19 protein-coding genes are annotated in these 19,561 nt (G+C 72.2%); 8 read left to right on the forward strand and 11 right to left on the reverse strand.

The window, feature by feature from the left end; genetic code table 11:
* Positions 1 to 186 precede the first annotated feature (186 nt).
* Together ACFVS6_RS15900 and ACFVS6_RS15905 are read right to left on the reverse strand one after the other, a co-directional pair.
* Positions 187 to 582 (reverse strand): hypothetical protein, encoded by a 396-nt coding sequence (locus ACFVS6_RS15900; protein WP_389704231.1) that lies wholly within the window; start codon positions 580 to 582, stop codon positions 187 to 189.
* Between the two features lie 12 nt (positions 583 to 594).
* On the reverse strand, positions 595 to 1,500 hold the full coding sequence (locus ACFVS6_RS15905; protein WP_389704232.1) for a hypothetical protein: 906 nt from the start codon (positions 1,498 to 1,500) through the stop codon (positions 595 to 597).
* A gap of 373 nt (positions 1,501 to 1,873) precedes the next feature.
* Between ACFVS6_RS15905 and ACFVS6_RS15910 the strand changes: the two genes are divergently transcribed.
* A complete protein-coding gene (locus tag ACFVS6_RS15910; protein WP_389704234.1) occupies positions 1,874 to 4,048 on the forward strand; it encodes a sulfatase-like hydrolase/transferase in 2,175 nt (724 codons plus the stop codon).
* 22 nt (positions 4,049 to 4,070) lie between these two features.
* Here ACFVS6_RS15910 and ACFVS6_RS15915 read toward each other — a convergent pair whose 3' ends face one another.
* The 6 genes from ACFVS6_RS15915 to ACFVS6_RS15940 all read right to left on the reverse strand — a co-directional run bounded on the left by ACFVS6_RS15915 (position 4,071) and on the right by ACFVS6_RS15940 (position 10,583).
* Positions 4,071 to 4,532 (reverse strand): hypothetical protein, encoded by a 462-nt coding sequence (locus ACFVS6_RS15915; RefSeq protein ID WP_389704236.1) that lies wholly within the window; start codon positions 4,530 to 4,532, stop codon positions 4,071 to 4,073.
* Entirely contained in the window at positions 4,525 to 5,199 is a 675-nt protein-coding gene (msrA, locus tag ACFVS6_RS15920; protein WP_389704238.1) for a peptide-methionine (S)-S-oxide reductase MsrA, read from the reverse strand. The genes ACFVS6_RS15915 and msrA overlap by 8 nt, the downstream gene beginning before the upstream one ends.
* A 98-nt stretch (positions 5,200 to 5,297) precedes the next feature.
* Positions 5,298 to 6,467, reverse strand: a complete 1,170-nt coding sequence (locus tag ACFVS6_RS15925) for a hypothetical protein (protein WP_389704240.1) — start codon at positions 6,465 to 6,467, stop codon at positions 5,298 to 5,300.
* Positions 6,464 to 8,062 carry a M48 family metallopeptidase gene (locus tag ACFVS6_RS15930; protein ID WP_389704242.1) on the reverse strand — a complete coding sequence of 533 codons (1,599 nt, stop codon included), beginning with the start codon at positions 8,060 to 8,062 and terminating at the stop codon, positions 6,464 to 6,466. The genes ACFVS6_RS15925 and ACFVS6_RS15930 overlap by 4 nt, the downstream gene beginning before the upstream one ends.
* A gap of 87 nt (positions 8,063 to 8,149) precedes the next feature.
* On the reverse strand, positions 8,150 to 9,181 hold the full coding sequence (locus tag ACFVS6_RS15935) for a DUF4034 domain-containing protein (protein ID WP_389704243.1): 1,032 nt from the start codon (positions 9,179 to 9,181) through the stop codon (positions 8,150 to 8,152).
* Between the two features lie 283 nt (positions 9,182 to 9,464).
* Entirely contained in the window at positions 9,465 to 10,583 is a 1,119-nt protein-coding gene (locus ACFVS6_RS15940; protein ID WP_389704245.1) for a hypothetical protein, read from the reverse strand.
* Between the two features lie 148 nt (positions 10,584 to 10,731).
* Between ACFVS6_RS15940 and ACFVS6_RS15945 the strand changes: the two genes are divergently transcribed.
* The gene (locus tag ACFVS6_RS15945; protein ID WP_389704246.1) at positions 10,732 to 11,889 is read left to right on the forward strand and encodes a cystathionine gamma-synthase; all 1,158 of its coding nucleotides are present in this window, start codon (positions 10,732 to 10,734) and stop codon (positions 11,887 to 11,889) included.
* A gap of 83 nt (positions 11,890 to 11,972) precedes the next feature.
* On the opposite strand, the gene ACFVS6_RS15950 is transcribed toward ACFVS6_RS15945, so the two are convergent.
* The 3 genes from ACFVS6_RS15950 to ACFVS6_RS15960 form a co-directional block, all read right to left on the reverse strand.
* Positions 11,973 to 12,221, reverse strand: coding sequence for a hypothetical protein (locus tag ACFVS6_RS15950; protein ID WP_389704248.1), 249 nt, complete (start codon positions 12,219 to 12,221; stop codon positions 11,973 to 11,975).
* Positions 12,218 to 12,721 carry a sigma factor-like helix-turn-helix DNA-binding protein gene (locus ACFVS6_RS15955; protein ID WP_389704249.1) on the reverse strand — a complete coding sequence of 168 codons (504 nt, stop codon included), beginning with the start codon at positions 12,719 to 12,721 and terminating at the stop codon, positions 12,218 to 12,220. The genes ACFVS6_RS15950 and ACFVS6_RS15955 overlap by 4 nt, the downstream gene beginning before the upstream one ends.
* Before the next feature lie 62 nt (positions 12,722 to 12,783).
* Entirely contained in the window at positions 12,784 to 13,305 is a 522-nt protein-coding gene (locus ACFVS6_RS15960) for a MarR family winged helix-turn-helix transcriptional regulator (RefSeq protein ID WP_389704250.1), read from the reverse strand.
* Positions 13,306 to 13,551: 246 nt separating this feature from the next.
* Between ACFVS6_RS15960 and ilvA the strand changes: the two genes are divergently transcribed.
* The 6 genes from ilvA (at position 13,552) to ACFVS6_RS15990 (ending at position 19,472) form a co-directional block, all read left to right on the forward strand.
* Positions 13,552 to 14,784, forward strand: coding sequence for a threonine ammonia-lyase (ilvA, locus tag ACFVS6_RS15965; protein WP_389704252.1), 1,233 nt, complete (start codon positions 13,552 to 13,554; stop codon positions 14,782 to 14,784).
* Positions 14,785 to 14,959: 175 nt separating this feature from the next.
* Positions 14,960 to 15,991, forward strand: coding sequence for an ATP-binding cassette domain-containing protein (locus tag ACFVS6_RS15970; protein WP_389704254.1), 1,032 nt, complete (start codon positions 14,960 to 14,962; stop codon positions 15,989 to 15,991).
* Positions 15,988 to 16,215 (forward strand): hypothetical protein, encoded by a 228-nt coding sequence (locus ACFVS6_RS15975; RefSeq protein WP_389704256.1) that lies wholly within the window; start codon positions 15,988 to 15,990, stop codon positions 16,213 to 16,215. Before ACFVS6_RS15970 ends, ACFVS6_RS15975 begins: the two co-directional genes overlap by 4 nt.
* Positions 16,212 to 17,009 carry an ABC transporter permease gene (locus ACFVS6_RS15980; protein WP_389704257.1) on the forward strand — a complete coding sequence of 266 codons (798 nt, stop codon included), beginning with the start codon at positions 16,212 to 16,214 and terminating at the stop codon, positions 17,007 to 17,009. The genes ACFVS6_RS15975 and ACFVS6_RS15980 overlap by 4 nt, the downstream gene beginning before the upstream one ends.
* 351 nt (positions 17,010 to 17,360) lie before the next feature.
* Positions 17,361 to 18,146 carry a hypothetical protein gene (locus tag ACFVS6_RS15985; RefSeq protein WP_389704259.1) on the forward strand — a complete coding sequence of 262 codons (786 nt, stop codon included), beginning with the start codon at positions 17,361 to 17,363 and terminating at the stop codon, positions 18,144 to 18,146.
* 84 nt (positions 18,147 to 18,230) lie between these two features.
* Positions 18,231 to 19,472, forward strand: coding sequence for a helix-turn-helix domain-containing protein (locus ACFVS6_RS15990; protein ID WP_389704261.1), 1,242 nt, complete (start codon positions 18,231 to 18,233; stop codon positions 19,470 to 19,472).
* The last annotated feature ends 89 nt before the right edge of the window (positions 19,473 to 19,561 follow it).

A 19,561-nucleotide genomic window follows, 5' to 3' on the forward strand; every position in this document is an offset into this window, starting at 1 on the left:
GCACCGTCGGCACCCGGCCCCGGGCCACCGCCCGGGGCCGTGCCGTTCGGCCCGCGCCGAAATGCGCGCTCCGGCCCCCTCATCGCCGGCCTGGTGCCGGCCCCGGGGTGAGGTGCCCGAGGCGGGTGAGCCCGAGACGGCGCCGGTCCGCCCGGGCGTCGCGACGGGCTCCCACCCCGCCCCCTCTCATCGGCGAGCGGTCCGACTGCGGCGCAGGAACTCCAAAGCGGCACTCTGGATTTCCTCCTCCGGCCCATCCGCTCGATAGTCCCGCGACTTGATGTACTCGTAGAACTCCGAATCCGGGGCAAAGCCGTAGTGCTCCAGGTAGTAGGCGTGTGCCAGCGTCCAGATCCAGACGCCGTCCGTCATCGTGACGATTGGCACGACCTTGCCCTTGGACGCATCGAGCTGATCCGGAGCCAATCCCGCGGCCCGCTCGATGGCGGCGCCACCGTGCGAGAGGAACTCAAGCAGGCGGTCACGCTCGGCTTGATCGGCGATCCGTGGCCTGGACTCATCGAAGTACGGCCCGGACTCCGGGGTGACGCCATCGAACAACCGCGCACGCTTGAACTCCACCGGTTCTCTCCCTCAGCTCTTTTTTTCCGGTTCAAAAGTCACCCACTTGCCATCGGGTGGCCAGGTCGAATGCATATCGCCGTATTCGTCGAAGACGCCGGAAGCCACCCATGAATTCCCCTCGGAGTCCGACCAGGCCAGCTCCGTGGGGGCGGTGACGTTCACACCCAGGTTGTCGGCCAGTTCCTGTGCGAACGGTTCCTCGCCTTGACCGGTCTCACATGACATCAATCTGACGGGCTCACCGTTCCAATCCGATCTGTCGCTCGTGAGATAGGTGGCAAGCTCTCCCGCGTCGAGGCTTCGCCCATCAACCTCGACCGAGCTCGGAGTACCGTGCAGATCGAGAGTGAAAGCACCCTGCTCAGGCTCCAGACTCGAAGCCATGTCCCGCATCACGGTGTCCTCCGGACCGTAGAAGGCCTCGCCCGCATCGGTGGTCAGCTTGCGATCCTCCAAGTAGGACACTGCCTCCGGTAGCTGATCCGTCTGCTCGGCGGGCTCTGCCTGCTCGGCGGGCTCGGCGGGCTCTGCCTGCTCGACGGGCTCGACCGGCTGCACGGGCTCCGCCTGCTCGGCGGGTTCCAGCGGCTCCGGTGAGCCTGCTTGATCCGCGTCCTCGGGACGATCCGGGTCTTCGGGGGAAGCGTCATCCGGTTCCACCGGATCCAATTCCTCCGGCACGTGCTGATCAACGGTTCCCTCATCCGGAGAGTCGGGTTCCTTCGGGGCGTCGGTACCGTCGTCCGAACCATCCGGTGGGTCCCCGGCCTCAGGGAGCTCTTCCTGGGAGTCGTCCGGTTCGGCGGGTTCCATCGAATGGTCGTCGAAATCCACGGCCGGTGGCGCGTCATGGGCCGGAACGTCCTGGGCGTCGCCCGCCCCGTCCGCGCTTTCGGAGCCGTACAGCTCACTCATCCCGCAGTCCTCCGGCAACGCCGGAGGTGCTTCCCGCCTCCGGACCCCGCGCGCTCGGCGAAGGCGTCGGGTGGCATCGGCGCTCCGATCCGAGCCGGCTCGTGTCCGTGCGACATGGTCCGCACCGTATGCCCCCTGCATGATCGCGTGGAGCCCACCCTAACCGCCGACGCCATGTGATGGCCCAGCGGTTCCGGGGCCGCCCGGGCAGTGTCCGGGATGTGCGAAGAGAGCTGGAGAGAGCTTTCGACGCGGCAGTTGGGCGGCCCGCCGCCGGCTCGTGTCACACGTTTTTCACGTTCCGTGCATGGCCTTCGTGCGGGCCGGGTGTTGATGATCTCCTCACCGCCCCGCCGCCGCCAAGGAGTTCACGATGCCCAGCCGCCGCCACTTCATCGCCGGATCCGCGGCGGCCGTCGGGCTCGCCGCGCTTCCCCAACTGCCCGCAGCCGCCGCGGAGTCGGCCACCGCGACCGCGCCCGGGGGCGCCCCGAACCTCGTGGTGGTGCTGGCCGACGACCTCGGGTACGGCGATCTCTCCCCGTACGGCCAGAAGCTGATCAGCACCCCGCGCATCGGCCAACTCGCCGCGGAGGGGCTGCGGTTCACCGACGCCTACGCGGCCGCCGCCGTCTGCGCGCCCTCGCGCGCCGCCTTGTTGACCGGTCTGCACACCGGGCACGCCCCCGTCCGCGCCAACCCGGGCAGCGGCGGTCAGGCCGGCCTCGGCGCCGGGGACACCACCTTCGCGGAAGTGCTGCGGGCGCGCGGCTACCGTACGGGCCTGTTCGGCAAGTGGGGCTTCGGGCCGGAGGCCGCCGACCAGCCGAGCCACCCGCTGTCGCGCGGCTTCGAGCAGTTCTACGGCTACATCGACCACGGTCACGCCCACCAGTACTACCCGTCGTACCTGTGGCGCGACGGGGTCAAGGAGCCGGTCGCGGCGGGCACCTTCGCCCCCGACGCCATCGCCGCGCGCGCCCTCGACTTCATCGACGCTCACGCGGCCGGACCCGACCCCTTCCTGCTCCTGCTCACCCCGAACCTGCCGCACGCGCCCAGCGAGGTCCCGGACCTCGGCCCGTACGCCTCGAAGCCCTGGACGAAGGCGAACAAGGCGCACGCCGCGCAGATCGGACTGCTCGACGCGCAGGTCGGCGCGGTCGTCGACCGGCTCCGGGCACGCGGGATCGCGGACCGCACGGTCGTCCTCGTCGCCTCCGACAACGGCCCCCACGAGGAGGGCGGCGTGGACCCCGACCTGTTCGACGCCAACGGCCCGCTGCGCGGCTACAAGCGCAACCTCTACGAGGGCGGCGTACGGGTCCCCCTGATCGCCTGGGGCCCCGGCCGGATCGCGGCGGGCACCACCAGCTCCCGCCCCACCCCGCTCCACGACCTGCTGCCCACCCTCGCCGACCTGGCGGGCGCCCCGGCCCCCTCCGACATCGACGGCCTCTCGGCGGCCCCCGTCCTCGCCGGCGCCCCGGCCCTGGCCCCGATCCACTCCCACCTGTACTGGTACCGCGACGAGCAGGGCGTCACCTCCCGGGCCGATGCCCAGGACGGCGGCCGCGCCAAGCGGGTCGCCGAGGCCATCCGCAAGGACCGCTGGAAGGGCGTCCGGTTCGCCCCGGGACGGGACCGCGAAGCCCCCGACGCGCAATGGCAGTTCGAGCTGTACGACCTGACGGCCGACCTCGGCGAGCAGCGCGACGTGGCGGCGGCGAACCCGTCGGTGGTCGCCTCCCTGACGACGCTGCTGCGCGCGTCCTGGGCGCCGACCTACCCGCGCCGGGCCTGGGGCCTGACGGCCGTCCCGGACGCGGCCGGCGCCACCGTCACGACCCGGCTGTCGAACGGCGCCGCCCGGGCCTGGCCGGACGCCCGGGTCGCGCTGAGCGTCCCGGCGGGCTGGACGGCGACCCCGGCGGGCCCGGTGACGGCCGCTTCCCTGGCCCCGGGGCAGACCCTGACCACGGTGTGGACGGTGACCGGGCCCGCCGCGGCGACGTCCGCCCTGCTGACGGCGTCCGCGACCACCTCCGCGTACCGATTCTCGGCGCCCGTCCGCTTCGCCCCGTTGCCGGCCCCGCCGACCCGGGACGGGTACCTCAGTGACCTGCCGTGGGTGTCCGCCTCCAACGGCTGGGGCCCCGTCGAGGTGGACCGTTCCAACGGGCGCAAGGAGGCGGGCGACGGCACCCCGATCGCGTTCGGCGGGGTGACGTACGCCAAGGGGCTCGGCGTGCACGCCCCGTCGGAGGTCGTCTACCACCTGGGCGGGCGGGCGGCCCGCTTCACGGCCCTGGTCGGCATCGACGACTTCTCGAAGCAGCAGTCGGCGGCCGGGGCGACCCGGGCCGTCGTCCGCGCCGACGGCCGCACCCTGCTGACCACGGCCGTCCTCACGGGAGCCGGCGGCCCCACCGCCGTCGACCTGGACGTCACCGGCGTGCGCCTGCTGCACCTGGTGGTGGAGGACGCCAACGGCAACTCCGCCTTCGACCACACCTCGTGGGCCCGCCCGCACGTCACGGTGCGCTGAGCGCCCCGGCGGGCGGGCGCGCTCAGGCCGGGTCGGGTCGGGCGGGCGGCCACGTGTAGGCGTACCGGCCGGCCGTCCGGTCGAAGGTGACGTCGACGGCGTGGGGCGGCAGGGCGAACTCCTCCTCCGCCCAGCGCAGGACCGCGGCGGCCAACCCCTCAGGCTGGAAGTCCGCCTCCGGGAACAGCACGCGGTCCACCGTGACCAGGACGTGCGCGCCCGGGTGCCGGGCCGCGACGGCCGGCGCCGCGACCGCCGCGCCGTGGCGCAGCCATCCGGCCTCGGCGGCGTCGAGCCGCTTGCCCCGGCGGTCCGCCGGCGGATGCGTGCGGACGGGGGTGGTGTCCAGCCACACCCCGTTCGCGACCCGCTCGCCCCGCTCGGGCGGCGCGGCGCCGACGGCCGCCGAGGCCGTCAGCTCGATCCGGATGCCCCACGGGCCCCGCAGGACCCGGTGGAGGACGGTACGCGGACCGTCAGGCATCCGGCGACGGTGCCGCCGCGACGCCGATCGGGCAGGAGACGCCCGTGCCGCCGATGCCGCAGTAGCCGCCCGGGTTCTTGTCGAGGTACTGCTGGTGCTCCGGTTCCGCGGGCCAGAAGGGGCGCTCCGCGGCGGGCAGGACGGCCGTGGTGATCTCGCCGTGGCCGGACGCGGTGAGGACGCGCTGGTAGGCGGCGCGGGAGGCCTCGGCCGTGGCCTGCTGGGCGGGGGAGTGGGTGTAGATCGACGAGCGGTACTGGGTGCCGACGTCATTGCCCTGACGGAAGCCCTGGGTGGGGTCGTGGGCCTCCCAGAACACCTTGAGGAGGGTCTCGTAGGAGACGAGCGCGGGGTCGAAGACGACCCGGACGACCTCGGTGTGCCCGGTCAGGCCGGAGCAGACCTCCTCGTACGCGGGGTTCTCGGTGAAGCCGCCCTGGTAGCCGGCCAGGGTGGTCCACACCCCGGGGGTCTGCCAGAACTTGCGCTCCGCGCCCCAGAAACAGCCGAGGCCGAAGTCGGCCGTTTCGAGGTGGGCGGGGTACGGGCCGGTCAGGGGGTTGCCGAGGACGGTGTGGCGCTCCGGCAGGGCGAACAGCGGGTGCGCGCGGCCCTTCAGGGCCTCCTCGCGGGTGGGCAGCTCGGGCGTGCGGCGGTACGAGAACATGGATTCCCTCCTTGTAGTCCTGACAACGGCCGGGGGCGGGCCGGGATTCCCCGACCCGCCCCCGACGTGCGCCGGGCGCCGCGCGGCGCCCGGCGCGATCAGTCCTCGTCCTCCAGCAGGGTCACGCGGACCGCCCAGTCGCGGGCGTACAGATAGCGCTGCTTCGGGTTGCCCGCGTAGTACCAGGGCATCGCGCCGATGTGGCCGTCGACGTGCCGGAACTGCTCGACGGCCTCCGCGTCCCGGTCCTGCCAGAACAGCAGGTAGGCCAGCAGGTGGCGCAGCGCGACCGTGCGGGTGTCGGCCGGGTCGGCCGCCGCGAGGTCGACGAGGGCCTCGTCGACGGCGGCGCGTACGTCCGGCCCCGTGAAGAAGTCCTCCGCCGCGAGGTCGTCCTCGTAGTTCTCCTGCTCGACGTAGGCGATCAGCGGCAGCATCGACAGCAGCTCACCGGGGGCCGCGCCGGCGGCCGCCTTCCGCGCGAAGGCGTGGGACTCCTCGTGCGAGCCGCGCCACTTGCGGGCCCAGTACTGCATGGCGTTGGTGTGGGCGCTCAGCAGCTTCGGGGAGCGCGAGACGATCTCGGTCCACAGCCGCTCGTACCGCTCGTGCGGGTACATCAGACCCAGGGCGACGGCCTGCTCGACCATGTACGGGACCGGGTCGGCGGGGTCCGCGACCTTCTGTGCCTCGTGGACGGCCGCCTGCGCGCCGCGCAGCAGCTTGTGGAAGAGGTCGAACTGTTCCTCCGAGGTGTGGCGGGCCCACGCGGAGCCGCGGACCTCCCACGCGACGAGGACGGCGTTGTCGGCGAGGACGAGGGCCGCGGCCGGGTCACCGGGCCGGGCGGCGCGCCAGGCAACCAGCCAGGCGTCGTCCTCGACGGCCGCCTCGGCGAGGGCGCGCACGCGGTGCCAGCGCTCCTCCCGGTCCGAGCCGGCGGCTTCCAGGTAGGCGGCGCCCGCCTCCCAGTCCCCGGACCGGACGGCGGCCAGGGCGGCGGTCCGCTCGGCCGGGACGGGCGCGGCGTGCTCGGTGTCCAGCCGGTCCTCCGGTACGAAGCCCAGGGCGACGACCGCGGCCGCCACCTCGGCCTTGCCGTCGGCCTTGAGGGCTTCGGTGCGGGCGCGCAGCTCGGCGCCGGCCGATTCCAGGCCCTCGATCCGTTCGGTCAGTTTTCGGGCCTTGCGGATGATGAGGAAGCCGCGGGCGACGTAGAGGGCGCCCGCGAGGAGCAGGGTGCCGAGGACGAGGAGGAGGACGATCACGGGTTGAGCACCAGCTTCCGCAGCGGTTCGGTGTCGCACGGGTCGGCGACGGCCGCGTCCAGGGCGGCCTCAAGACGGTCCTCGAAGTCTCCGGCCGGGTAGGCCAGGCCGGCCGCGTCGGACCAGGACAGCTGCCAGCGGGCGGTGCCGCGGGCCGTCAGCTCGGTGGTGACGAGCTGGTTCAGGATCCGACGGAAGGCCGGGCGGGCGAACTCGCGGGCCGCGCGGCCGGTGGCGGCCGCCGCCTGCTCCGAGGTCGGGAAGCGCCCGGCGAGCCGCCACCGCAGCTGCGGGTCGGCGTCGACGGCGTCCAGCAGCGGGGCGAGGCCGTCGCCCGCGCCCTCGGCGGCCACGGCCTCGCGGATCTCCCGCGAGCCCTGTCCCACGTACAGGGTCATGCTCTCGTGGACGAGGTCGGGCCAGTCCAGCCGCTTGAGGGCGAGGGCCTCCGGGCTGAGGACGACGGGCTCCAGGGCGGCCATGGCCGCGTCCGCGTCCGACAGCAGCGCCAGCGACGGGCGGACCGCAGCCTCGGCCCGGCCGTCGTCGGGCAGGGCCTCGATGCGGGCCACGCGTTCGGCGAGCGCGGGGTGCGAGTCGTACGGGGAGGCGGGCTCGGTGGACAGCTCGGTGCGCAGCTCGTCCAGCTGCTCGGAGCGGGCGTCGAGGAGGTGGCGGAAGCCGCCGAAGACCTGCCCGGGCAGGGGCAGCAGCCCGGCGTTGACGCCGAGGGTGGCGTAGGACTCCATGTAGAAGTCGTGGGCGTTGCCCAGCGCGTTCAGCTCGCGCAGCGCGGAGGCGGTGGAGTCGCGACCCGCGACGCGGACGGCGGCCAGGTCGGCGGCGAGCTCCTGGCGGCGGGACGCCGAGAGCGTGGCCCGCATGTAGAACTTCGCGTAGCCGGTGTAGATCGCGGCCATGGCGCGGTAGGTCATGCCCTCGCCGGTGGTGTCGACCTCCTTGGCCTTCTTGCCCTTGGCGGTCCGCTTCTCGGCGCGCTTCTCCTGCTTGGCGCGCTCCTTGGCGACCTTGGTGTCGGCCCGGTCGTGGAAGTGGCCGATGGTGCGGATCAGCTGGGCGCGGCCGCGGGCGATCAGTGGGGTGAGGCGGGTGTCGAGGTTGGCGTAGTGGCCCATCTCGTGGGCGAGGACGGCGCGCAGCTGCATCTCGTCCAGGCCGCTCATCAGGGGCAGGCCGATGTGGAGGCGACGGGTGCCGGGCAGCAGGCCCAGCATCCGGGATTCCTCCGAGACGGCCGCGTTGACCTCGTCGATCAGCAGGATCTCGTCGGGCGCGCGGGTGCCGACCCGGGCGGCGACGTCACGGACGGCCTGCCACAGGGCCGGTTCCTGCGCCTCGGTGACGGGGATGCCCGGCAGCGGCTCCGACCGGGGGGTGCGCAGCATGAACATGCCGCGCACGATCGGGATCGCGAGGACCACCGAGACGATGACGACCTTGCCGGCCACGGCGCCGTGCAGCCAGGTCATGACGGCCCAGTCGAGCAGCCCGAGGACGCCGAGCAGGATCAGGCCGAGCAGGTAGAAGCCGGCGAGCAGGACGAGCGCGCGCAGCGCGCGAAGTGAAGCGCCCATAAGGACGGGTCCCCCCAGGGATGCGGAATCGGTGCGTGTGGTGACGGGCGCGGGCCTTGGCCCGGCGGGGCGGCGCCCCGCGCGGGGTCAGCCGCGGCGTGCGCCGTGGGCGGCGAGCCCCCGGGCCAGGTCGAAGGCCGCGACGGGACCGGACCCGTCGGCGTTCCAGGGCGCGGCGCCGCAGTGCGGGCCGATGGCGCGGAACTGGTCGAGCGCCGCCGCGTGCATGCCGGCCTCGCCCAGGCGGTGTGCGAGCAGGTGGCGCAGCCGGGGCAGGCCCTCGTGGTCGGCCCGTACGGACTCCAGCCGGCCCGCGACGGCGCCGAGCAGGGCCCGGTGCGTCTCGGAGCGGGCGGTACGGGAGGCGCGGGAGCCGCGCAGTTCGTCCAGGGCGTGGAGGTAGACCCCGGGCAGCAGGCTGCCGGCCGGGGCCTGGGCGACGGCCCGCCCGGCGAACTCGATCATCAGCTGGTGGGAGCCGTGCCACTTGGCGCACCAGTACTGCATGGCCTGCCAGTGGGCGGCCGTGTGGTGGGGTGCCCGGAGCGTGAGGTTGCGCCACAGGTCGGCGAACTGGCTGTGCGTGTACGACATGGCCCGCGCGGCCGTGATCATGACGACCCAGGGTCCGGGGTCCTCGGGGGCCAGGTCGGCGGCGCGCTGCGCGGCGGCCATGGCGGCGGGCAGTTGGGCGTGGAAGGCGCGCATGTCGGCGTCCGGAACCTCGCGGGCGACGGCCGAGCCGCGCACCGCCCACGCCCGGCTGACCAGCAGGTGGGAGTGGACGGTGCCGGCGTCGCCGTCGGCGGGTTCGGCGGTGCGCCAGTCGGTGAGCCAGCGGTCGTCGGCGTCGGCGAGCCGGATCAGCAGTTCCAGCCGGGTCCAGCGCTCGTCCCAGTCCGTGCCGGCGGCGCGGACGTGCGCGGCGGCCGGCCGCCACTCGCCCTCCTGGGCGGCGGCGATGACGCGGTGGCGCTCGGCCGCGCGCCCGGGATCGGCCGCGGGGCCGGCGGTGCGCGGGTCGAGCGACTCACGGGGGAGGAGGCCGAAGGCCGCCGGGTCGAAGCGCTTGCGGGCCCAGCGGGTGGCGAGCGCGCGTGCGGCGCGATTGACGATCACGGCCGGAATCATGCGGCCTGATCATCACTTACGGCAACTTTATTGGCCAACGGTCAGGGGTCGGGGGCGGTGAGCCCCACACCGGCCGGGACATTTCCGCCGACCGCCGGAGATTCCGGAACCCCGCCGCCGGCTGCCCGCCACCCGCCACCCGTCACCGCCGACCCGGGCACCGCACCCGGCCGAGGTCGTCACCGCGCCCGCCGAACCCGCCACCGCCGACCCCGTCACCGCACCCGCCCGCCCCGCCGCTGCCCCCGCCCGCCCCGCGGCCGGAGCCGGGTCAGTGCGGCAGCGTCGCCGGGGAGCCGCCGTTCGCCTCGTAGCCGGCGACGGCCAGCGCCCGGTACACCGCGTACGTCGCGGCCGGGTCCGGCGCCGTCGACCAGGGGAGCGCGCCGACGTACCCGTCCACGTGCCGCACCTGCTCCATCGCCTCCGCCCAGCGCTCCATATTCACCAGGAACACCAGCAGCAGGTGCCGTACGTGCGCCAGCATCGGGTCGTCCTGACGCGCCGTGCGCACCGCGTACATCGCGCCCTCCACCGCCCGCGTCACGACCGCGCTCCGGTAGAAGCTCTGCACCAGGTTCACCTCGGGCAGGTGCTCGTACACCGCGAACAGCGGCAGCGCCGCCAGCAGCGAGCCCTGCGGGGCACGGGCGGCGGCGGCGTGCGCGAAGGCGTCGGCCTTCTCGCGCGAACCGTGCCACTTCTCGCACCAGTAGTGCAGCGCCGCCAGGTGCGCGCCCATGTGCTGGGGCGCGAGGTCGATGATCCGCGCCCACAGGACGTCGAAGTCCGCCTCGGTGTAGCCGAGCGCCCGCGCGACCGCCAGCTCCGTGATGTACGGAACCGGGTCGCCGGGGGCCAGCAGCGTCGCCCGGCGGCACGCGTCGCGGGCCTCCTCCAGGATGATCCGGTGGTCGGTGGAGCCCACGCCGCCCGAGTGCCGCCACGCCTGCTGCACCAGCAGCTCCGCGTGCACCTGCGCGCCGCCCGCGTCCTTCTCCGCCTCCAGCCGCCACGACTTCAACCACCGCGCCCCGGCCCCGGGCTCCCGTACGAGCTCCAGCGCCGCCGCCCCGCCGAAGGACTGCACCCGCTGCCAGCGCTGCTCGCCCTCCTTCGGGGTCCCCGCGAGCAGGGCCGACGCGGCCTGCCAGTGGCCGCTGCGCTGGACGTTGCCCAGAGCGTCCATCAGGTCCTGGTCGGGCCCGGGCACCCGGATGTCCAGCTGCTCCTCCCGCACGAAGCCGTAGTCGGCGGGGTCGGCGGCGTCGGGGCTGCCGGGCGCCACCTGGCGGATGCCGCCGGCGAAACCACCCCGCCTGCGGCGCACGTACGGCATCACGACGGCCACGAGCAGGACCACGGCCATCAGGACCAAAAGAATCTCCATGCCGCAAGCGAACCAGACGCACCGGGGCCAAGGCCAATGGTCCGGCCCTCCACCCGGCGGCGCAGGTCAGGAGGGCAGGTCAGCGGCCCGTCGTCCACCCGTCAGGCCAGAAGAGGACCGGGGCCCGAACGGGGCATAGCATCTGCCCATGAGCGACGACAGCCACGAGCACCAGAGCTTCGAGACCCGTGCGATCCACGCGGGCAACACGGCGGACCCGCAGACCGGCGCGGTCGTACCCCCGATCTACCAGGTGTCCACGTACAAGCAGGACGGCGTGGGCGGCCTGCGCGGCGGCTACGAGTACAGCCGCAGCGCCAACCCCACCCGGACCGCGCTGGAGGAGAACCTCGCGGCGCTGGAGGGCGGCCGTCGCGGCCTCGCCTTCGCGTCCGGGCTCGCCGCCGAGGACTGCCTGCTGCGCACCCTGCTCGCGCCGGGCGACCACGTGGTCATCCCCAACGACGCCTACGGCGGCACCTTCCGGCTCTTCGCGAAGGTCGTCTCCCGCTGGGGCGTGGAGTGGTCGGTGGCCGACACCTCCGACCCGGCGTCCGTGCGCGCCGCCATCACCCCGAAGACGAAGGTCATCTGGGTCGAGACGCCCTCCAACCCGCTGCTCGGCATCACCGACATCGCCGTGGTCGCCGACATCGCGCGCACCGCCGGCGCCAAGCTGGTCGTCGACAACACCTTCGCCTCCCCCTACCTCCAGCAGCCGCTCGCGCTCGGCGCGGACGTGGTCGTGCACTCCCTGACGAAGTACATGGGCGGCCACTCCGACGTCGTCGGTGGCGCCCTGGTCACCGCCGACGCGGCCCTCGGCGAGGAACTGGCCTACCACCAGAACGCGATGGGCGCGGTCGCCGGGCCCTTCGACTCCTGGATCGTGCTGCGCGGCATCAAGACGCTGGCCGTGCGCATGGACCGGCACGCGGAGAACGCCGCCAAGATCGTGGAGGTGCTCACCCGGCACCCGAAGGTCAGCCAGGTCCTCTACCCGGGCCTGCCCGAGCACCCGGGCCACGAGGTCGCCGCGAAGCAGATGCGCAACTTCGGCGGGATGATCTCCTTCCGCGTCGAGGGCGGCGAGGAGGAGGCCGTCGCGGTCTGCGGCCGCACCAAGATCTTCACCCTCGCCGAGTCCCTGGGCGGCGTCGAGTCCCTCATCGAGCACCCGGGTCGGATGACCCACGCCTCGGTGGCCGGCTCGGCCCTGGAGGTCCCGGCGGACCTGATCCGCCTCTCGGTCGGCATCGAGAACGCCGACGACCTCATCGCGGACCTGGCCCGCGCCCTCGGCTAGGTCGGCCCGCACGGCCGCTCGACCACGGCCCGTACGGCCCCACCCGGGCCCGTACGGCCTCGAACTCCCCGCCCCCCGGAGCGCTACCAGCCCTCCAGGGGCGGGGAGATGCCGCTGGGCGGGGTCACCCACGGCCGGGTCAGCGAGGCCCACACCGTGAAGGCCACCGCCGCCGCGAACAGCACCGACCAGCCCAGCCGGCGCAGGGCCCGCCTGCGGCGCAGCAGCCGCCTTCCGTGTGTGGCGGCGGCCGCCGCGAGCCCGGCCGGAACCATCGGGTGCGGGCCCTCCAGCAGCTTCCTGACCTGGTCCTCCTTGCGGTCGGGGCTCACGCGGCCCCCCGCCCGGAGTCGGCCCCCGGCGCCCGGCCCGCGCCCTGCCCGGACCCGGCGCCCCGACCCGTCCCCGACGCGGCACGCATCGTGGCGACGGCCCGGTTGCAGACGGCCTCGACCCGCTCGGGCGGCAGCCCCAGCTGCGCGGCCGTGACCTCCTCCGCGACGCCCTCGTAGACCCGCATGACCAGCACGAGCCGCTCCAGCGGGCTCAGCCGCGCGAGCACCCCGGTGCCGCCCGGGTGCCGCCAGGCCGTCCGGGCGTACGCCGCGCACAGCTCCTGGCGGGTGTGGTCGTACGGGTCGTCGTCGCGCAGTCGGCTCCAGTGCGCGTACGTACGGGCCAGCGCCCCGGCGAGCAGCCGGCGGGCCGCTCCGGCCTCGGACGGCGGCTCGGCCGTGAGCAGGACCGCGACGTGCAGGAGCCGCCCCGCCGCGCCCGCGACGAAGGCCTCGAACTCCGGGTCGCGCCCCGAACGCCGGTCCACAGCCCACATCTTGCGGCCGGTGCCACCACCCCGGTCAAGGGGTCGGACGGGCCGGGATCGGAGCGCGGGGGTCAGGAGGCGGGGCCGCCCTCGGCGGCGGCCGCCATCAGCTCCGACAGGGAGAGGTTGAAGCGGGTCAGCAGGACGGTGAAGGACTCGCGCTCCTCCTCCGCCCAGTCCTCGGTCACCCGCGCCATCAACTCGCGCCGCGAGGACCGCACCTCCTCCAGGCGGGCCAGCCCGCGCGGGGACAGCGCGAGGACCACGGCACGGCCGTCCTCGGGGTGCGAGGTCCGCTTGACGAGACCGCTGTCGACGAGCGGGGCGACCTGGCGGGTGACCGTGGACGAGTCGATGCCCATCCCGCCGGCCAGCGCCTTGACGCCCATCGGGCCTTCCAGGTCGAGCCGGTTCAGGAGCAGGTACGCGGCGCGGTCCATCGAGTTGCGCGCCTGGCCGACGCCGCCGAGACGGGTCTGCTCGGCCCGGCGGGCGAACACCGCGACCTGGTGCTGGAGCGAGTCGAGGAGACCGGCTCCGGCGGGCGCTTCGGCCGCCGTGGGCAGGTCGGAACTGGCCGGGGTGGAGGGCATGGCCGTGGGCTCTCTTCGCGTGGGGCCGACAAGGATGGGGGACAGAGTACGCGGCCGTGCGGCGGCCCGTACGCCGCGTACGAGAACTGGTGCGGCCCATCGGGCCGACCGCCCCGGGGGCGTCCCGGATGGCGAGATCTCGCCCCTGTCCGCGTGGACGCCGCGCCCCCGCGGAGCGGGTGGGCCGGTCGTCCGCCCCCTGGTCGTCCCTGCGCCGTGACCTGCGGGGGCTGCGAGACTGGCCGTATGAACTACCGCGTGCCCCAGCCCGTCCCCCAGGTCATCCTCGACGACGTCCGGGGGGCCCAGAAGATGCTGTCGGGGGTTTCCCGGGTCACGCCGATGGAAGGCAGCCGCCACCTCTCCTCCCTCACCGGCTCCCCGGTCCACTTCAAGTGCGAGAACCTCCAGCGGACCGGCTCCTTCAAGCTGCGGGGCGCGTACGTGCGCATCGCCGGCCTGCGCCCCGAGCAGCGGGCGGCCGGCGTGGTCGCGGCGAGCGCCGGCAACCACGCGCAGGGCGTGGCGCTGGCCTCCTCGCTCCTCGGGGTCCGCTCCACGGTGTTCATGCCCGTCGGGGCGCCGCTGCCGAAGGTGGCCGCGACCCAGGAGTACGGCGCCGAGGTGCGCCTGCACGGCGAGGTGGTCGACGAGACCCTGGCCGCGGCCCAGGAGTACGCGGACCGCACCGGCGCGGAGTTCATCCACCCCTTCGACCACCGGGACATCATCGCCGGCCAGGGCACGGTGGGCCTGGAGATCCTGGAGCAGTGCCCCGAGGTCCGCACGATCCTCGTCGGCATCGGCGGCGGCGGGCTCGCCGCGGGCGTCGCCGTCGCGGTGAAGGCCCTGCGTCCCGACGTCAAGGTCATCGGGGTGCAGGCGGCGGGCGCGGCCGCCTACCCGCCCTCGCTCAAGGTCGGCCACCCGGTGTCGGTGGACAACCCGACGACGATGGCGGACGGAATCAAGGTGGGCCGCCCCGGCGACGTCCCCTTCAAAATCATTGGCGAGCTCCTCGACGACGTGCGTACGGTCTCCGAGGACGCTCTCTCCAGCGCCCTGCTGCTGTGCCTGGAGCGGGCGAAGCTGGTCGTCGAGCCGGCCGGATGCAGTCCGGTGGCGGCGCTGCTGAGCGAGCCGGAACTGTACGGCGGCGGCCCCGTGGTCGCCGTCCTGTCCGGCGGGAACGTCGATCCGCTGCTCCTCCAGCGGATCCTGCGCCACGGCATGGTCGCCGCGGGTCGCTACCTGTCGTTGCGGCTGCGGGTCACCGACCGTCCGGGCGCGCTGGCGGGACTGCTCGGGGTACTGTCCGCGCTGGACGCGAACGTGCTGGACGTCAGCCACGTGCGCACCGACCCGCGGCTGGGGCTCACCGAGGTCGAGGTGGAACTGCACCTGGAGACCAAGGGGCCGAAACACTGTGCGGAGGTGGCGCGTTCCCTGCACAGTGCGGGGTACGCGGTCATCGGCTGAGCGCGGGGGCCGCCCGCTCGGGGTTCGGGAAAAAGCATGGCGGGACGCGATATAACGCGATAATGTGACGGCCGTCGGGATACCGCCGATCCGAGGCCACCTAGGATTCGTGCAGGAAAGTCCTGATTCTTCTGGCCTGAAACCATCCGGCCTGAATTGCTCTGGGAGAATCCGTATGCCAGGCGCCATCTATGCCGAGGGGCTCGTCAAGACCTTCGGCGACGTAAGGGCTCTGGACGGCGTGGACCTCGATGTCCCCGAAGGCACCGTGCTGGGGCTCCTCGGCCCCAACGGCGCGGGCAAGACCACGACCGTCCGTGTGCTGACCACCCTCCTCCAGCCCGACAGCGGCAGGGCCGTCGTCGCCGGGATCGACGTCCTCAAGCAGCCCAACGAAGTCCGCCGGGCCATCGGCCTGTCCGGCCAGTTCGCCGCCGTCGACGAGTACCTGACCGGCCGGGAGAACCTCCAAATGGTGGGCCGGCTCTACCAGATGAAGGCGAAGGCCGCGAAGGCCCGGGCCGACGAACTCCTCGAACGCTTCAACCTCGCCGATGCTGCCGACCGCACCGCCAAGACCTACTCCGGCGGCATGCGCAGGCGGCTCGACCTCGCGGCGGCCCTGGTCGTCAGCCCGCCCGTGATGTTCATGGACGAGCCGACCACCGGACTCGACCCGCGCAACCGCCAGCAGCTGTGGGGGATCATCCAGGAACTGGTCGCCGGCGGCACCACCCTGCTGCTCACCACCCAGTACCTGGAGGAGGCCGACCACCTCGCGCACGACATCTGCGTGGTGGACCACGGCAAGGTCATCGCGCGCGGCACCTCCGACCAGCTCAAGGCCCGCACGGGCGGCGAGCGCGTCGAGGTCGTCGTCCACGACCGCGCCCACATCGCCACCGCCCGCGAGGTCCTCGCGGGCTTCGGGAAGGGCGAGGCCACGGTCGAGGAGCACACCCGCAAGCTCACCGTGCCCGTCGCGGGCGGGGCCAAGCTGCTCGCCGAGGTCATCCGCGAACTCGACGGCCGCGGCATCGAGATCGACGACATCGGCCTGCGCCGCCCCACCCTCGACGACGTGTTCATCTCCCTGACCGGCCACGCGGCCGAACTCGCGGCGGAGGAGAACGGCGAAGCGCCCGCCGACGGCAAGGGCGACGCCGGCGCCAAGGGCCGCAAGGCGCGTAAGGAGACGGCCAAGTGACCCTCACCTCCCCGAACCCGGGCACCTCCCCGACCCCCGAGCTCGCGGCACCGCGGCCGCGGGGCGGCATCGTCCAGGGCGTCAACGACTCCCTGGTGATCGCCAAGCGGAACCTCATCCGGATGTCCCGCATCCCGAATCTTGTTCGCCAAGGTGGATTTCAGTTCAACTCGTCAGGACGTCATGACCTGCGCCTGAGCGCCAGGAAAGAGGGGACGCAGTGAGCAGCACCGCCGACAGCCTGGTCATCGCCCGCAGGAACCTAATTCGGATGTCCAGGATTCCTGAGATGGTCCTTTTTGGGCTCATCCAGCCAGTTATGTTCGTGGTGCTGTTCGCCTACGTCTTCGGCGGGTCCATCAGCGTCCCCGGCGCCGGACTCAGCGCGGTCGGCTACCGCGAGTTCCTCATGGCCGGCATCTTCGCCCAGACCGTCACCTTCGCCACGGCCGGCGCGGGCGCCGGCATCGCGGACGACATGCACAAGGGCCTGATCGATCGCTTCCGCTCCCTCCCCATGGCGCGCGGTGCGGTGCTGACGGGCCGCACGCTGGCCGACCTCGTTCAGACCACGCTCACCGTCATCGTCCTCGCGGTCGTGGCCCTGCTCGTCGGGTGGCGCATCCATGAGGGCATCCCGAAGGCTCTGGGGGCCTTCGCCCTGCTGCTCCTGCTCGGTTACTCCTTCTCCTGGATCGGCGCACTGATCGGCCTGTCCGTACGCACCCCGGAGGCCGCCACTTCTGGCGGACTGATCTGGCTGTTCCCGGTCACCTTCATCTCGAACGCTTTCGTGCCCACCGAGAACATGGCGAGCTGGCTTCAGCCCATCGCCGAGTGGAACCCGTTCAGTGCCACCGTGCAGGCGTGCCGCGTGCTGTTCGGGAACCCTGGAGTCTCGCCCTCCGACGCGTGGCCGATGGTTCATCCCGTGTGGGCCTCGATCATCTGGTCAGTGGTGATCATCGCGGTCTTCAGGACCCTTGCAGTTCGCAAGTACCGCAAGGTGGCGAACTGATGACAGCGTGAAGCCAACCGCAGCAGACGAGCAGTCGGAAGCTGAACGACTCTCACGTATGGCTAGGTTGCGCATGATCAAATCGTGCACGAGCTAAACCCCCACAAAGTGTGGGGGTTTCTGCGTTTTGGCTGGTCAGCACGGGTGTACCACCGAGTAAGGGCTTTTGTGGCCATAACGAACTAAAGGAAAAGCGGAATCCTAGATTCCGATCATGATGTCCGGTGTGTTCCTATGACTGGCGTACTTCAAATTTGCACAGCCTTCTTGGGGGCCCCTATGCCCGAACACCGCCGAAGGAAGTCCGGCCGGACAGGGACAGTCGCAGGCGCAGTGACGATGGTGCTCAGCATGACTTGGATGCTCGTTGTGGGTATCCGAGGACCGCAGCACGATGCAGCACGTACGCATGACGTCAGCGTCGATGACGATGATGAGATCCCGACCGAGCAGAGAGACGACGTAGCCGTCTCGGACACCTTCACCACGCCCACGCAGGGCACGACTCCCGTCGCGGGGGTGACGAGTGCCGCACAGCCTGCCCAGACCCCTGCTGTGCGCCCTCCCGTGGCCCAGGACGCCATGTCGGCGAGCGAGACGCCCGTCAAGGCAGACCAGCCCGCCCCGGCCCTCACAGAGGCAGCCAGACCGGTCCCCGGAGCCTCGGCAGCAAAGAGGGCCGACACCAAGAAGACCCCGACCGCGAAGGCCCCCAGCAAGAAGACTCCGAGTGCACCGAAGAAGGCCGGCGCGAAGGCCCCGACCGCTTCCGTCACCCCGAACACCTTCATCGTCCAGAACGTCGAGGGCTTCGGGGTCTCGACGCCACCGAAAGACGAGCACGACGCGTGGGACGACTTCGGCGACTTCTGGGGTGCGTTCAACCCGTTCATGGCCTCGCTCGCGGCACTGCCACCCGAGTTCCAAGAGTGGAAGGAAGAGGTCATCGAGCAGTACGTGGAGTCGACTCCCCCGGAACGACAGGACATGGAAGAGGAGTTGGAAGAGGTCTTGCCTGTGCTGACTGAGTCGGTCGGCGACACCCCCCAGCCCGACCGGTACGAGCAACTCAACCCCATCGAGCTGCCACCGATCTTGATCCCCTCGACCGAGGAGACTCAGGACAGCTCCGTCTGAGCGACCAAGCCCCCGACAGGCCAGTCCTGAAGGGGGCTTGCGCTTTTTCCGAAGGGCTTACTCTGGCTGAGAGAGGTGGTGCGCATGTCCGACGAACTCGCAGACAACCTACGGAAATACCGCCGCGCTGCGGGGCTGAGCCAGGAGCAGCTCGCACATCGCGCCGGCATGTCGGTTGGGCCGATCCGGAAGATCGAGCAGGGCCATGGCGGCGTCCGGATGGAGACCCTCCATACACTCGCCCGTGTCCTCAAGCTGAAGACCTCGGACCTGATGGCGGCCGGGCCTCCCCAGCCGGTCAAGCACGACGATCCGAACAGTCAGAACCTCCGCGAGCTGCGCATCGCGCTCACGCCTGCGCTCACCCTCGGTCCAGCGACCGCCCCGACAGGCGAAGAACCAGACCTGCGCCGCCTGAACCGCATGACGTACGACAACTCCGTCCTGTACTTCGGCGACACCTACCAGAGCATCGCCGCGGATCTGCCTACGCTCATCAGGGCGGCGAACGATGCCGTGGCCTACTACGACTCCGGCGAGGAGCGCGCGAACGCCCTGGTCGAGCGCTCACGGGCCTTGAACCTGGTCGGGCGGTACCTGACACAGATCCGCCAGTTCGACCTAGCCCACGTGGCGGCCAGGGGCGCCATCGAGGACGCAAAGGCGGCTGGCAACAACCTCGTGGCAGCGTCCGGGGTCGGCGGGATGTGCTGGCTGCTCGTACGGACCGAGCGGTTCGACGAGGCCGAGGACATCGCGGTCGCGACGATGGACATCGTCGAGCCGAAGATCATGGGGGCCACCCCGGACGAGTACTCGACGTGGGGCGGCCTGGCGATGGAGGCGGCGGCTGCGGCAGCGCGGAACAACCGCCCAAAGGAGGCCAAGGCCCTCCGTAAGGCGGCCGGCACCGCCGCGAAGGCCGTGGGCAAGACGCACAGGAACCTGCTGCGCCACTGGTCGATGTTCGGTCCCGTCACGGCTGCCATGAAGGAGCTGGAGGACTACATGATCGAGGGTGACGCGCTCTCTGTGATCCGGAAGTCCAAGGAGGACGCCACCCTCCAGGAAAAGCACTGGAAGCAGCTCGGAGGGCCGAGCACCAACGACGGCAACCGCTACCGCCTCGACCTCGCGCGCGCCTTCGTGCGTACGGGCGACGCCACGGCCGCGATGGAGGAGCTGACGCACCTCGACGAGATCGCGCCCGAGTGGTTCCGGCATCAGTCCTCCGCCGCGATCACCTTCGAGGAGATCACCAAGAAGCGCCGGACCCTGACGACAGACATGCGCGAGGTGGGCGCTCACCTGGGCGTCTTCGCCTAACTACACGCGGGCGATGCACTTCTGACGGATCATCGTTGGAAGTGCATCGTTTTGTGTCTGGCCCAGCTTGACTACCGCTCGTAGCTTCG

The sequence above is a fragment of the Streptomyces sp. NPDC057939 genome, from assembly GCF_042887545.1.
Taxonomy (GTDB): Bacteria; Actinomycetota; Actinomycetes; order Streptomycetales; family Streptomycetaceae; genus Streptomyces.